Origin of the sequence: Microbacterium sp. Root322 (assembly GCF_001425645.1) — a bacterium.
Classification (GTDB): domain Bacteria; phylum Actinomycetota; class Actinomycetes; order Actinomycetales; family Microbacteriaceae; genus Microbacterium; species Microbacterium maritypicum.
The window spans coordinates 312,943-325,501 of sequence record NZ_LMCS01000001.1 but is presented as its reverse complement, the minus strand read 5'-3'; the positions used below and the strand labels follow the sequence as shown (position 1 = coordinate 325,501).

General features: G+C 68.2%; 11 protein-coding genes and 1 tRNA gene. 5 read left to right on the top strand and 7 right to left on the bottom strand.

Translation table 11 applies throughout. The features are described 5' to 3' along the window. Positions 1-10 precede the first annotated feature (10 nt). Genes ASC55_RS01580 through ASC55_RS01570 form a run of 3 tightly spaced genes read right to left on the bottom strand, consistent with a single transcriptional unit; the run spans position 11 to position 2,927 of the window. Positions 11-1,711, bottom strand: coding sequence for a bifunctional 3'-5' exonuclease/DNA polymerase (locus tag ASC55_RS01580; RefSeq protein WP_055867854.1), 1,701 nt, complete (start codon positions 1,709-1,711; stop codon positions 11-13). Positions 1,712-1,733: 22 nt separating this feature from the next. After that, positions 1,734-2,468 (bottom strand): zinc ribbon domain-containing protein, encoded by a 735-nt coding sequence (locus tag ASC55_RS01575; RefSeq protein ID WP_055872436.1) that lies wholly within the window; start codon positions 2,466-2,468, stop codon positions 1,734-1,736. Between the two features lie 36 nt (positions 2,469-2,504). Continuing rightward, entirely contained in the window at positions 2,505-2,927 is a 423-nt protein-coding gene (locus ASC55_RS01570) for a YchJ family protein (RefSeq protein ID WP_082524197.1), read from the bottom strand. A gap of 42 nt (positions 2,928-2,969) precedes the next feature. On the opposite strand from ASC55_RS01570, the gene ASC55_RS01565 reads away from it, so the two are divergent. After that, a complete protein-coding gene (locus ASC55_RS01565) occupies positions 2,970-3,818 on the top strand; it encodes an aldo/keto reductase (RefSeq protein WP_055872435.1) in 849 nt (282 codons plus the stop codon). Between the two features lie 38 nt (positions 3,819-3,856). On the opposite strand, the gene ASC55_RS01560 is transcribed toward ASC55_RS01565, so the two are convergent. The 3 genes from ASC55_RS01560 to ASC55_RS01550 all read right to left on the bottom strand — a co-directional run bounded on the left by ASC55_RS01560 (position 3,857) and on the right by ASC55_RS01550 (position 6,888). Further along, positions 3,857-4,810, bottom strand: coding sequence for an L-lactate dehydrogenase (locus ASC55_RS01560; RefSeq protein ID WP_017830455.1), 954 nt, complete (start codon positions 4,808-4,810; stop codon positions 3,857-3,859). Between the two features lie 72 nt (positions 4,811-4,882). Continuing rightward, complete coding sequence (locus tag ASC55_RS01555; protein ID WP_055872434.1) at positions 4,883-5,770, bottom strand: TIGR01777 family oxidoreductase; 888 nt, start codon at positions 5,768-5,770, stop codon at positions 4,883-4,885. 104 nt (positions 5,771-5,874) lie between these two features. After that, positions 5,875-6,888, bottom strand: a complete 1,014-nt coding sequence (locus ASC55_RS01550; protein WP_082524196.1) for an alpha/beta hydrolase family protein — start codon at positions 6,886-6,888, stop codon at positions 5,875-5,877. Between the two features lie 38 nt (positions 6,889-6,926). On the opposite strand from ASC55_RS01550, the gene ASC55_RS01545 reads away from it, so the two are divergent. After that, the gene (locus ASC55_RS01545) at positions 6,927-7,517 is read left to right on the top strand and encodes a GNAT family N-acetyltransferase (RefSeq protein ID WP_055872432.1); all 591 of its coding nucleotides are present in this window, start codon (positions 6,927-6,929) and stop codon (positions 7,515-7,517) included. Further along, entirely contained in the window at positions 7,514-8,308 is a 795-nt protein-coding gene (locus tag ASC55_RS01540) for a PaaX family transcriptional regulator (protein WP_055872431.1), read from the top strand. The genes ASC55_RS01545 and ASC55_RS01540 overlap by 4 nt, the downstream gene beginning before the upstream one ends. Positions 8,309-8,377: 69 nt before the next feature. Here ASC55_RS01540 and ASC55_RS01535 read toward each other — a convergent pair. Further along, positions 8,378-8,450, bottom strand: a tRNA-Val gene (locus ASC55_RS01535). Between the two features lie 153 nt (positions 8,451-8,603). On the opposite strand from ASC55_RS01535, the gene aceE reads away from it, so the two are divergent. Both aceE and ASC55_RS01525 read left to right on the top strand, forming a co-directional pair. Next, positions 8,604-11,330, top strand: coding sequence for a pyruvate dehydrogenase (acetyl-transferring), homodimeric type (gene aceE / locus ASC55_RS01530; protein WP_055872430.1), 2,727 nt, complete (start codon positions 8,604-8,606; stop codon positions 11,328-11,330). 31 nt (positions 11,331-11,361) lie between these two features. Beyond that, positions 11,362-12,558, top strand: a complete 1,197-nt coding sequence (locus ASC55_RS01525; protein ID WP_055867830.1) for a PucR family transcriptional regulator — start codon at positions 11,362-11,364, stop codon at positions 12,556-12,558. The last annotated feature ends 1 nt before the right edge of the window (position 12,559 follow it).

Here is a 12,559-nt window from a genome sequence, read left to right as displayed (position 1 = left end):
CGGCCTGCGGCTACTTCTGCGCAGACTCCGCGATGCGCAGATCGAGGGGCACGTCGATCGGGAACGAGCCGAACAGTCGCGTCGTCGCCGTGGCCGCCGCCTCGCGCACGGCCTCGGCCGCCGCCTCCGCATGTTCGAGCGGAACGTGCAGGATCACCTCGTCGTGCAGGAAGAACGCCAGGTGCGGGGAGCGTGCGAACGGACCGGAGGCCGCAGCCTCGGCGAAGACCTCGGGGATCTGCTGCAGGCGGTGACGGATCTCGGCCAGCCAGATCAGCGACCACTCCGCAGCCGTGCCCTGAACGACGAAGTTCCGTGTGAACCGCCCCCAGTCGCGCGCCCTGCGCCGAGCGAGGGCCACCACCGCGGGATCGGCATCCGCATCGGTCGCCTCGGATTGCAGTCGCATCCACTCCACGGATGGGCGGGGTGATGATCGACCGAGCCAGGTCGACACGATGCCGCCGTCCTCCCCCGTTCGTGCCGCGGCGTCGACGAGTCCCATGGCGCGCGGGTACACCTTGCGCAGCCGCGGGACCAGTCGGCCGCTGTCGCCCGTCGTGGCACCGTACATCGCACCGAGGACCGCATACTTCGCCTCCTCGCGAGTGGCGACCGCCCCGGAAGCGACGACGCCCGCATAGAGGTCGCTCCCCCTGGCCGCACGAGCCATCGCCTCGTCGGCTGCCATCGCGGCGAGCATCCGCGGCTCGAGCTGCGCGACATCGGCCACGACCAGCGTCCACCCGGGGTCGGCACGCACCGCAGGGCGCAGGCTCCGCGGAAGCTGGAGCGCTCCCCCACCGGCGGAGGCCCATCGCCCGGTGACGACGCCTCCGGGGATGTACACGGGGCGGAACCGGCCGTCATGCACCCATTCCGCCAGCCACGCCCACCCGTTGGCGCTGAGCAGCCGGGAGAGCTTCTTGTACGCCAGCAGCGGTTCGACGACCGGGTGGTCGTGCTCGGCGAGCTCCCACCGGCTCGTTGACTCGACCTGCACCCCGACGCGGTGCAGCGCCCTGAGCAGCTTCTGCTGACTGTCCAGGTGCAGTGAGGCATCGCCGAGTAGCTCGCGCACACGATCTCCGAGTTCGAGCATGCGACTCGGCACGCCGCCGGCGACCGGGCGGGTGCCCAGGGTGTCGGTGAGGATCGCGTCGTGCACGCCCTCGTCCCACGGCAATCCTGCGGCCCGCATCTCTTCCGCGATGAGTCCGCCCGCCGACTCCGCTGCGCACAGGAGCGTGAGACGTCCATCCGGCGCCGCGGCGATCACGCGGCGCTGCGCCCGGTACTGATCCAGAGTCGCGGCGATTGCATCCTCACCGCCCACCTCATCGAACACATCGAAGAGGGACGGTGCCGCCACGGTCGGTTCCCGCCGTTCCCACTCCTGAGAGGCCGGGAGTGGCGTCGGCACCGAGGAGGTGTCGCGCAGGATCGCATGACACAGCACCAGGTCGTGACTGCGAGTGATCCGCACTCCGGCTCCGAGGAGGAGCGCGTAGGTTTCGGCGGCGGTCCGCATGATCCATCGCGGGGCGTCTGATGCCTCGGCGGTGCGGACCCAGTCCGGAAGGTCATCGGTACGCAGCGACGTGCGATCCTGCTCCTCGTCGTTCCCGTCGAGCTCGACGGCGACATATTCGTGAGCGCCGACGGAGATGAGCGCGATGCGTCGTTCGACGCCCGACGCCGGCGCTGTCATCGCCGGTGAGCGGAGGCACCGCTCATGCGAGCCCTGACTCCTCGGTACGCACGAGGATGCACCCGCACTCGGGGCAGGAGACCACGAGGTCGTCCGCCGCGCGGCGGATGTCGTTCAGATCGGTGCTGGGAAGCAGGATGCGGCAGCCTTCGCAGGTGCCACGGGTGAGCAGCGCGGCACCCGCACTGTTCACGGCGCGACGGGCGTACTCCGCCAAGAGCTCGGGCGACACTCCCTCGGCGACGGCCGCACGATCGCGGGCGAGCTGCGCACCCAGGTCTGTGGCGGCAGCGACATCGGCCTTCGCCTGTGCGGTGAGCGCCGAACCCTCGACTGTCGTCGCGTCCAGAAGCGCCTGCTGCGCGGCGAGGGCGGCTTCTGCCTCTTCCAGTCGACCCATGACGTCGAGTTCGGCGTCTTCGAGGTCGCTCTGGCGCCGAGCAAGGCTCGCGAGTTCGTGCTCGAGCGCCTGCGCGTCCTTCGAGTTCGTCGACGCGGCGAGGCGCTCCGCATCGCGATTCCGACGCGCCTCGACGACGGCGACGTCGGACTCCAGACGCTTCAGCTCGGTGCGCACGTCGTCACGGGTGCCGGCGAGAGCGGTCAGCTCGCGCAGCTGCTCCTGACGGATGGCGACGAGCTCGGTGATCCGCCCCGCCTGGCTCGGCTTCGTTCGGGCACGCTCGGCCTGCGCGATGCGCCGGTCGAGGTCGGCGATGTCGAGCAGGGTGCGCTGGTTCTCGGGGCTGGCGTTCACGCTTCCAAATCTAGTCGCTGTCGCGACATCCGCCCATCAACGCACGTCGCCGTCGACGTAGTACCAGTGCCGGTCCTCGCGCACGAAGCGGCTGCGCTCATGGAGCGAGCCCCTCGCAGCACCCTGCCGCCAGAACGCCTCGAACTCCACCACGCCTTCGCGGTCGAAGGGGCCTCCGGCCGCGCGATCGATCACCAGCAGCCGTCGCCACTCGAGGTCCGGCTCGAAATCGATCGTCTCCGGCCTCGTGGTCGAGTGCCAGGTGCGCAGGAGGTGCCCGGCGTCCTGGAGGCCGAACGCGGTGTAACGCGAGCGCATCAGGCGCTCCGCCGTCGGCGCGGGCGCACCTTCGAGCAACGGCCCGCAGCAGCCGCCGAACACGTCCCCGGACGCACACGGGCAGCGATCCTGGTCCTCGATCACGGTGTCATCCGACGCCATCTCCGCCTCCGTCGTCATCCCCTCAGCGTACGCTCGGGGAAAAGGCCAAGAAGGAGCACCGTGACCACTCAGCCCGTCGTCCCCTCGTTCACCGCCCACAACGGGTTCGCCCTTCCGGCCATCGGCCTCGGCACCTACGGACTCCTCGGAGATGCCGGGGCAGACGCAGTCGCCGGAGGCATCGGTGCGGGTTACCGTCTCGTCGACACGGCGTTCAACTACGAGAACGAGGGTTCGGTCGGCCGTGGCGTCGCGGCCGCCGATGTGCCGCGCTCCGAGGTCATCGTCACCACGAAGCTCCCCGGTCGCCATCACCCGTCGGCGAAGGCACGCACCAGTATCGAGGAGAGCCGTTCGCGCCTCGGACTCGATGTGACGGATCTGCACCTGATCCACTGGCCGAATCCCCTCCAGGACGAGTACGTCCAGGCGTGGGCCGCGCTCGTGGACGCCCAGTCCCGCGGCGTGGTCCGACAGATCGGCGTCTCCAACTTCCTTCCGGAGCACCTGGAGCGCCTCGAGCAGGAGACCGGGGTGCGACCCGTCGTCAATCAGATCGAGGTGCATCCGTACTTCCCGCAGGAGGAGCAGCTCACGTATCACCGGGAACACGGCATCCTCACCGAAGCGTGGAGCCCGTTGGGGCGGGCGAGGGAGCTCTTCGACGAGGCCGTGATCCACGAGATCGCTGCGGCCCGCGAGATCACGACCGCCCAGACCGTGCTGGCCTGGCACGTCGCCCGCGGTACGGTGTCGATCCCGAAGGCGTCGTCGCTCGAGCACCAGGTCGCGAACCTCGCGGCGGCGCAGATCGTTCTCGACGATGCCGAGGTGGCGGCGATCACCGCTCTCGGACGTCCGGACGGACGCCTGTTCGACGCCGACCCGAGGACTCACGAGGAGTCCTGACGCAGACCCGCCTCAGAGACCCTGCGTCACCCGCCTGCTCACGGCCGCAATGATGCGGCGGCTGCCGTGAGCGCGTCAGCGGACTGACGCAGCAGCGCCAGCTCACCCTCCGAGAACGAGGTGTTCCGTATCGGCACGGCACCCTTCGCGCTCACGATCGACGGCACCGAGAGCGCCACACCGTCCAGCCCGTGGAAGTCGCGCAGCACGGTGCTGACGGGCATCACGGCATGCTCGTCGCTCAGGATCGCTTCGACGATGCGTGCACTCGACAGTCCGATCGCGTAGTTGGTCGCCCCTTTGCCGAGGATGACCTTGTACGCGGCGTCGCGCACGTCGACGGCGATCTCCTGCAGTTCGTCGAGGGTGAAGCGAGGGTGGCCGGGCGTCTCCCACTCCAGGATCGGCACGGTGCCGATCGTCGCGCGAGACCAGAGAGGGAACTCGGTGTCGCCGTGCTCTCCGATGATGTGCGCGTGGACGCTGGCGGTGGAGACACCGGCTCGCTGGGCGAGCTTCCACCGCAGCCGCGAGGTGTCGAGCACTGTTCCGGAGGCGAAGATCCGCTCGGGAGGAAGCCCGGTCTCCTCCTGCGCGATGACCGTGAGCACATCGCACGGGTTCGTGACGATCACATAGATCGCGTTCGGGGCGACCTCGAGCAGGTCGGGCATCATGCTGCGGATGATTCCCGCGTTGACCTCGGCGAGCTCGATGCGGGTCTGACCGGGCTTCTGCTTCGCGCCCGCGGTGATCACCACGACGTGCGAGCCGGCGGCGACCGAGATGTCGCTGCCGCCGATGATGTCGCTGGAGCCCGTGAACTGCGTGCCGTGGGCGAGGTCGAGCACCTCTGCCTCGACCTTCTCGGTGGCGATGTCGTACAGCGCGACATGACGGGCGGAACCCCGGATCAGTGCCGCGTAGGCGACACTCGACCCGACGCTTCCCGCGCCGACGACCGTGAGCTTCGAGTTCTCGATGATCTCCATGCGCTCAGTCTCGCAGTGGTGAACCCCGATCAGCGAGCGATCTCGCCGGATCAATGTGTCCCACAGAGAAGGTCACAGAGCGGCGGCGACCGCCTCCGTCGCGGTCGCGTGCGTGAACCGGAACCCCGAGCGCTCCAGCACCAGCGGCCGCACGTCGGCATCGGGAAGCAGCAGCGAATCGGCCGCGTCGCCGAGGGCGAAACGCAGCGCCCACGCCGGCGCCGGCACCCAGAACGGCCTGTGCATCCGAGCGGCCAGGGCTCGGCCGATGTCGTTCGCAGACGCCGGTGTCGGTCCCGTGAGGTTGACCGGGCCCGCGATCTTCTTGTCCAGGATGTGGCGGATCGCCCGCACCTCATCGTCGAGCGAGATCCAGGGCCAGATCTGCGTCCCGCGCCCGAGCGGCCCGGAGACGCCGAAACGGGTCAGCTGGATGAGCGGCTTGAGCACTCCGCGCCGGTGGATGACCGGCGCGGTGCGCAGCAGCGCGACCCGGGTGTGATCTTCGGCCTGACGCGCCTCGGCCTCCCAACGCACGGTCAGATCGGCCAAGAAGGTCTGCCCCGCAGCGGAGTCCTCGGTGAGTACCTCGCCGGGCGCAGAGCCGTAGTAGCCGACGGCCGATGCCGAGATGAGGGCCGGAGCGTCGGAGCGCAGTGCACGAAGCGCGGTGGTCAGGGTGCGCGTCGCTCCCAGGCGCGAGTCGATGAGCTCCTGACGGTAGCCACGCGTCCACGGGAGTCGTCCGACGCTGGCACCGCCGAGCGCGACGACCGCATCTGCTCCCGCCAGCACCTCCGGATCGAGCGCGCTCTCCCCCGGCTCCCACTGCGCCTCGTCCTCCGACCGCGGCGGGCGGCGGACGAGGGAGGTGACCTCGATGCCGTCGGCGCGCAGGGATGACGCGAGTGCGGAGCCGATGAGGCCCGATGCCCCGCTGATGACGATTCGTCCTGCCATCGGAAGGCGTCCTCTTCTCGGTCGTCGAGTGGTGCTTCGCTCCAGCGTACGCGCCTCGGATCCCGTGCACGGTCGGACCTGCACGTGTCGCTTCGGTCGTGCCGTCAATCCACGCCGCGCAAGAACGTGGCATACGCATCGACGACGCCAGCGGCGAGAAGCGCTCGGGGCCAGAAGATGCCGACCGAGGCTCCGATGAACTCGTTGTCGTCGACGACGGGTCGCGCAAGGGAGTGAACGGCGTCGAAGTGCTCGACGGTGAGGTTCTCACCGAAAACCCGCTCGTAGACGATCTCCGTCTCACGCATGTCGACGTTGCGATCGCGTTCGCCGGCCATCAGCAGAACAGGGATGTTCGCTTCGGCCGCATCACGCAGATCGAGGGTGGCGTCGGCATCGAAGTTCTGCGCGACGAACATCCAGCGTGCCCTGGTCATCGGCGACTCCTCGGTCGTGACGGCGAGGTAGTCCTCGTAGCCCGCGCGGCGCTCCAGAATTCCGCGTATCTCGTCGCTTTCGGCAAGGGCGTGCGACCGCTCCGAATCGGTTGCTCCGTCGTGATCAAGCTCCGCCAGCAGGTTGTATCGACCTTGCGAGAGCCAGTTGATCGCCGTGCCCACCGCGACGACGGCATCGATGTCCTCCCGCTGGGCGACCACTTTCGGAAGCACCCACCCTGCCTGACTGGCGCCCCACAAGACGATGCGGTCGGTCGGGAGCCCGGGCTGCGCGAGAGCCCAATCGACGACCGCGGACACCTCATCAGCACGATCGTCCATGGTCTGAGCCAGCCAATCCCCCGTGGATCCACCCACCCCTGGCTTGTTCCATGACAGCGTCGCGAACCCGGCATCCGCCGCGCCCTCAAACCACGGCGAGTACAGCCCGCCCTGCGTCGCGTCGACGGCAGCGTCCCCATGAACCATGATCACGACGCCACGTGCGCCGACACCGGGCGGCGTCGTGAGAACCCCATCGAGTTCACCGTTGGCGGTCGGGATGCGAACCGCCGTCTGCTCGTACCTGTAGTCGTTGCCCACGACGATCACGCCCACCGCAACCAGTGCCAGCACCGCGGCGGAGCCGACCCACATACGGATGCCGCGATTAACTTTCATTCTTTTCACGTTCGTAGCCTACGTGATAGTTTTGGCCTATGGGTGCTCGAGATATTGCCATCGGATTCGACGATTCGGAACGCATCCGTGTCGGTTCGCTCTACTGGGAGGCCTTCCACCGCAAGCTCCAGCCCGCCTTCGCCGACGAGGAGACAGGTCTTCGAATCGTTCGGGCTTCTCTGCGCGCAGAACAGATGCTCGTCGCTCGCGTGGAGGACGTCGTGGTCGGGGTGTGCGGGTTCATGGACCAGGACATCGGGGCTACGCGTCTCTCCTGGGTGGCTCTCAAGTCGGCACTTCCCCTTCATCAGGCCGTGCGTGCCGCTCTCGCGATGAGCGTGCTCGCTCGGAGCGAGGCAGGTGACCGGCTGGTACTCGACGGCATCTGCGTCGACCGGGCGCATCGCGGAGGCGGGATCGGCACGGCACTCCTCGGCGCGGCCGAACAGCATGCGCGCGAACGTGGACTCCACGCGGTGCGGCTGTCGGTGGTCGACAGCAACCCACGCGCCGAGGCGCTCTATCGCCGTCGTGGATTCACGACGGTCGACGGCGGGTCCCTCGGGCTGCTCGGCTACGTGTACGGGTTCGACCGATATACCGTGATGGAGAAGGAGGTGTCCCGTTGAACACGCAGATCTCGCCCCGGACCATCATCGAGGCGCTCCTCCCTTTCGATGGCGCTGCCAACCTGGGCATCATCTACGACACGGCGAATCGACTGCAGGTCGGCGACCAGCCCGTGCGCCTGGCGCTGCGACGCCTCATCTCGACCGGAGACATCACCCAGCACGGCCGCGGACGCAACGGCACCATCGAACTCACCGAAGCCGGAAGAGCACGCCTCGAACGAGAGCGGATCGGACTCCGCCTCGCGTTCGCCCAGGATGCCGATCAGGCACCGTGGGACGGCTACTGGCATCTCCTCGCACTCAGCGCCCCCGAGAGCGAGCGCGCGGTTCGCGACACATTTCGTCGGGAGATGCACGCACTGGGCGCCGTGTCGATCTCCACGGGTCTCTACCTCACCCCCCACGCCATCGACGCCGCCCTCACCCCGGAGCTCGACCCGTACCTGGTCACCGCGAGCGTCACCGCGCTGACCGTCCGGGGGACCGACAGGAACGAAGACATCGCCGAAACACTCTGGCCTGCCCGCGACACCGTCATAGCGTATGAAGCACTGGAGGCGGCCCTCAGCGTCGACATCAGCGACCAGGAACCGGTCGCGCGCCAGCTCATACTCGCGGAATCGCTGGATGCGGCATTGCGGGACGACCCCCTCGTCCCCGTCGAACTCCGCCCGACGCCGTGGCCGCCGACCGCTGTTCGCCGCCGCTGGCTCGACCGGTGGCGAGAGGCGACGGCGTCTGCTCCCGACCTTCACGTCTACCAGGGGTGGCTCTCTCGCGACGCCTGAGCACGCACAGTGATCGCGCGGGCGCTCCGCGAGCGAGTATCGCCCGCGGCGAGCGGGCGGGGTGTGGTGTGGGCCCTGCCGGGATCGAACCGACGACATCCACGGTGTAAACGTGGCGCTCTACCAGCTGAGCTAAAGGCCCTGGTGTCGTCAGTCTATCGGGAGGCCGATGCGCACCCGTGTCGTAGAAGAGGGATAGGCTGAATCCGGCGCGCGTTGTGCACAGCTGACAAGGCTGCCCGTGTCGCTTCCCGTTTCCTTGGCATGACCTGCCAGCTTGACGAAAGGTTCCCCCGTGACCGTGCACGACCAGGATCCGTACTCCCAGGGCCCCCTCGACAGCGATCCGGAGGAGACCGGCGAGTGGCAGCAGTCCCTCGATGAGCTGGTGGATGCCAAGGGCCACGGCCGCGGCCGCGAGATCATGCTCAGCCTGCTCAAGCGCTCGAAGGAGCTGCACCTGGGCGTGCCGATGGTCCCGACGACGGACTACATCAACACCATCGCCTCGGAGAACGAGCCCGAGTTCCCCGGTGATGAGGAGATCGAGCGCCGCTACCGCGCCTGGATCCGCTGGAACGCCGCGATCACGGTGCACCGCGCTCAGCGACCCGGCATCGGCGTCGGCGGCCACATCTCGACCTACGCCTCCTCGGCTGCTCTGTACGAGGTGGGCTTCAACCACTTCTTCAAGGGTGCGGACAACCCCGGTGGTGCAGACCAGATCTTCATCCAGGGTCACGCCTCCCCCGGTACCTATGCCCGGTCGTACCTCGAAGGACGCCTGACCGAGGACCAGCTCGACGGATTCCGCCAGGAGAAGTCGCACGCCCCCTACGGCATCCCGTCCTACCCGCACCCGCGCCTTATGCCGGAGTACTGGCAGTTCCCGACCGTGTCGATGGGCCTCGGCCCGATCAACGCGATCTACCAGGCGATGTCGAACAAGTACCTCGAGAACCGCGGCATCAAGGACACGTCCCAGTCGCGTGTCTGGGCCTTCCTGGGCGACGGCGAGATGGACGAGGTCGAGAGCCGCGGACAGCTGCAGGTCGCCGCCAACGAGGGCCTCGACAACCTGACGTTCGTCGTGAACTGCAACCTGCAGCGTCTCGACGGGCCCGTGCGAGGCAACGGCAAGATCATCCAGGAGCTCGAGTCGTTCTTCCGCGGTGCGGGCTGGAACGTCATCAAGGTCGTCTGGGGTCGCGAGTGGGACGACCTGCTCGCCCGCGACACCGAGGGCGCGCTGCTCAACCTGATGAACGTCACCCCCGACGGCGACTACCAGACGTACAAGGCCGAGTCCGGCGCGTACGTCCGTGAGCACTTCTTCGGCCGCGACGAGCGCGCCGCAGCCCTCGTCAAGGACTACTCCGACGACGACATCTGGAACCTCAAGCGCGGTGGCCACGACTACCGCAAGGTCTACGCCGCGTTCAAGGCAGCGACCGAGCACAAGGGCAAGCCCACCGTCATCCTCGCGAAGACCGTCAAGGGCTACGGCCTCGGTCCGCACTTCGAGGGCCGCAACGCGACCCACCAGATGAAGAAGATGACGCTGGACAACCTCAAGACGTTCCGCGACGCGATGCACATCCCGATCACGGATTCGCAGCTCGAGGAGAACCCGTACCTGCCCCCGTACTACAACCCGGGCCCCCAGGACGAGACGATCCAGTACATGCTCGAGCGTCGAAACGCGCTCGGCGGCTTCCTGCCGGAACGTCGCTCTACCCATGTCGGCCTCTCGCTGCCGGATGACACCGCCTACGCCCTGCCCAAGAAGGGCTCTGGCACGCAGGAGATCGCCACGACCATGGCGTTCGTCCGTCTGCTGAAGGACCTGCTGCGTTCCAAGGACTTCGGTCACCGCATCGTCCCGATCATCCCGGATGAGGCACGTACCTTCGGAATGGACGCCTACTTCCCTTCGGCGAAGATCTACAACCCGAACGGCCAGCACTACACCTCGGTCGACCGCGAACTTCTCCTCGCCTACAAGGAGAGCCCGCAGGGCCAGATCGTCCACGTCGGCATCAACGAGGCAGGCGCCCTTGCGGCGTTCACCGCGGCCGGCACGTCGTACGCCACGCACGGCGAGCCGCTGATCCCGATCTACCTCTTCTACTCGATGTTCGGATTCCAGCGCACGGGCGACGCCCAGTGGGCAGCCGGCGACCAGATGGCCCGCGGGTTCATCATGGGCGCGACGGCAGGGCGCACCACCCTCACGGGTGAGGGTCTGCAGCACGCCGACGGCCACTCGCACCTGCTCGCCGCCACCAACCCGGCGACGGTCTCGTACGACCCGGCGTACGGCTACGAGATCGCGCACATCATGCGCTCCGGTCTCGAGCGCATGTACGGCGGCAACCACGAAGACCCGAACGTCATGTACTACATCACGCTCTACAACGAGCCGATGGTGATGCCGGCGGAGCCGGAGAACGTGGACGTCGACGGCATCGTGCGCGGCATCCACCGCGTCTCGGTCGGCGAGGGCGAAGGCCCCCGTGCCCAGCTCTTCGCCTCGGGCGTCGGACTCCCCTGGGCCCTCGAGGCACAGCAGCTGCTGAAGAACGACTGGGGTGTGATCGCCGACGTCTGGTCGGTCACCTCGTGGACCGAGCTGCGCCGCGACGGCCTCGCCGCCGACGAGCACAACTTCCTGCACCCGGAGGAAGAGCCTCACACCGCGTACCTCACCCAGAAGCTGCAGGGCGCCGAAGGCCCCGTGGTCGCCGTCAGCGACTTCATGCACGCCGTGCAGGACCAGATCCGTCCGTGGGTGCCGAACCGCTTCGCCACGCTCGGCGCCGACGGTTTCGGCTTCTCGGACACCCGTGCCGCTGCCCGTCGCTTCTTCAAGATCGACGGCCCGTCGATCGTGGTGCGCACCCTGCAGTCGCTCGCCGAAGACGGGGTCGTCGACCGCTCGCTCGCCGCGCAGGCCATCCAGAAGTACAGCCTGCACGATGTGAACGCCGGCACCAGCGGCAACGCGGGCGGCGAAAGCTGAGCCCTCGGTGACAGGTTCTCCTCCTTCCGGCATGGACAAGGCCGCGACACTCACTTGGCTGCGCCGGATCTCCGGTGACATCGCCTCGGTGACGATCAAGCGCCTGGAGGACACCCTCCCGTGGTACGCCGACATGCCACCAGCCCGCCGCTCTGCGGTCGGGCTGGTGGCCCAGGCGGGTATCACGTCGTTCATCCAGTGGTACGAGGACCCCACCTCCACTCCGTGGATCGCGGCGGACATCTTCGCGGCGGCTCCTCGCGAGCTGCTGCGAAGCGTGAGCCTCCAGCAGACTCTGCAGCTCATCCGCGTGACCGTCGAGGTCACCGAGGAGCGGGTCGCCGGGCGGGGGAACGACCTGCGCGAGGCGATCCTGCTCTACTCCCGCGACGTCGCCTTCGCGGCGGCCGACGTGTACGCGAGGGCAGCCGAGGCCCGCGGCCTATGGGACGCGCGCCTGGAAGCACTCGTCGTCGACTCGATCCTCACCGGCGAGGCCGATGAAGAGCTGCCGAGCCGGATCGCCGCACTCGGGTGGCACGGTCACGGCGAGGTCGCCGTCCTCGTCGGGACGACACCTCCGCAGTTCGACGTCGACTTGGTCCGCCGCACCGCCAGGAAGCTCGCCGTCGACGTGCTCATCGGTGTGCAGGGCTCCCGCCTCGTCCTGGTGCTCGGCCGCGCCAGGGTCGAGGGTCAGGAGCTCGAAGAGGAAGAACTCGGCTTCCAGGAGATCGCCTCCCGCCTGGAACCGTCGTTCGGACCAGGATACGTCGTGCTCGGACCCGAGGTCGCGGCGCTCGTGGACGCGAGCCAGAGCGCCCGTGCCGCCCTCGCAGGATTCGCGGTCGCCCGCGCATGGCGCGGCGCACCCCGTCCGGTCGAGGCTGACGATCTGCTGCCAGAGCGCGCACTCGCCGGAGACCCGTTGGCGAAGCAGACGCTGATCGAGCGCATCTTCCGCCCCTTGCAGGCGCACTCCACCGACTTGGTCACCACCCTCTGGAGCTACCTCGACAACGGGCGCTCCCTGGAGGCCACGGCGCGCGAGCTGTTCGTGCACCCCAACACCGTGCGCTACCGCCTCAAGCGCGTGAGCGAAGTCATCGGCTGGGATGCCACCGGCCCCCGCGAAGCGCTCATCCTGCAGACCGCTCTGATCCTCGGCTCGATCGGTGCGGCGGATCAGGTCCGTCGGCGCGCCCCGCTCCGACGCACCCAGCGCTGAA

What these genes read in the sequence shown, in the direction of transcription:
- ASC55_RS01580 (WP_055867854.1), bottom strand. Translation starts at nt 1,711, where the DNA reads ATGACAGCGCCGGCGTCGGGCGTCGAACGACGCATCGCGCTCATCTCC.
- ASC55_RS01570 (WP_082524197.1), bottom strand. Translation starts at nt 2,927, where the DNA reads ATGACGACGGAGGCGGAGATGGCGTCGGATGACACCGTGATCGAGGAC.
- ASC55_RS01560 (WP_017830455.1), bottom strand. Translation starts at nt 4,810, where the DNA reads ATGGAGATCATCGAGAACTCGAAGCTCACGGTCGTCGGCGCGGGAAGC.
- ASC55_RS01555 (WP_055872434.1), bottom strand. Translation starts at nt 5,770, where the DNA reads ATGGCAGGACGAATCGTCATCAGCGGGGCATCGGGCCTCATCGGCTCC.
- ASC55_RS01550 (WP_082524196.1), bottom strand. Translation starts at nt 6,888, where the DNA reads ATGAAAGTTAATCGCGGCATCCGTATGTGGGTCGGCTCCGCCGCGGTG.
- ASC55_RS01545 (WP_055872432.1), top strand. Translation starts at nt 6,927, where the DNA reads ATGGGTGCTCGAGATATTGCCATCGGATTCGACGATTCGGAACGCATC.
- ASC55_RS01525 (WP_055867830.1), top strand. Translation starts at nt 11,362, where the DNA reads ATGGACAAGGCCGCGACACTCACTTGGCTGCGCCGGATCTCCGGTGAC.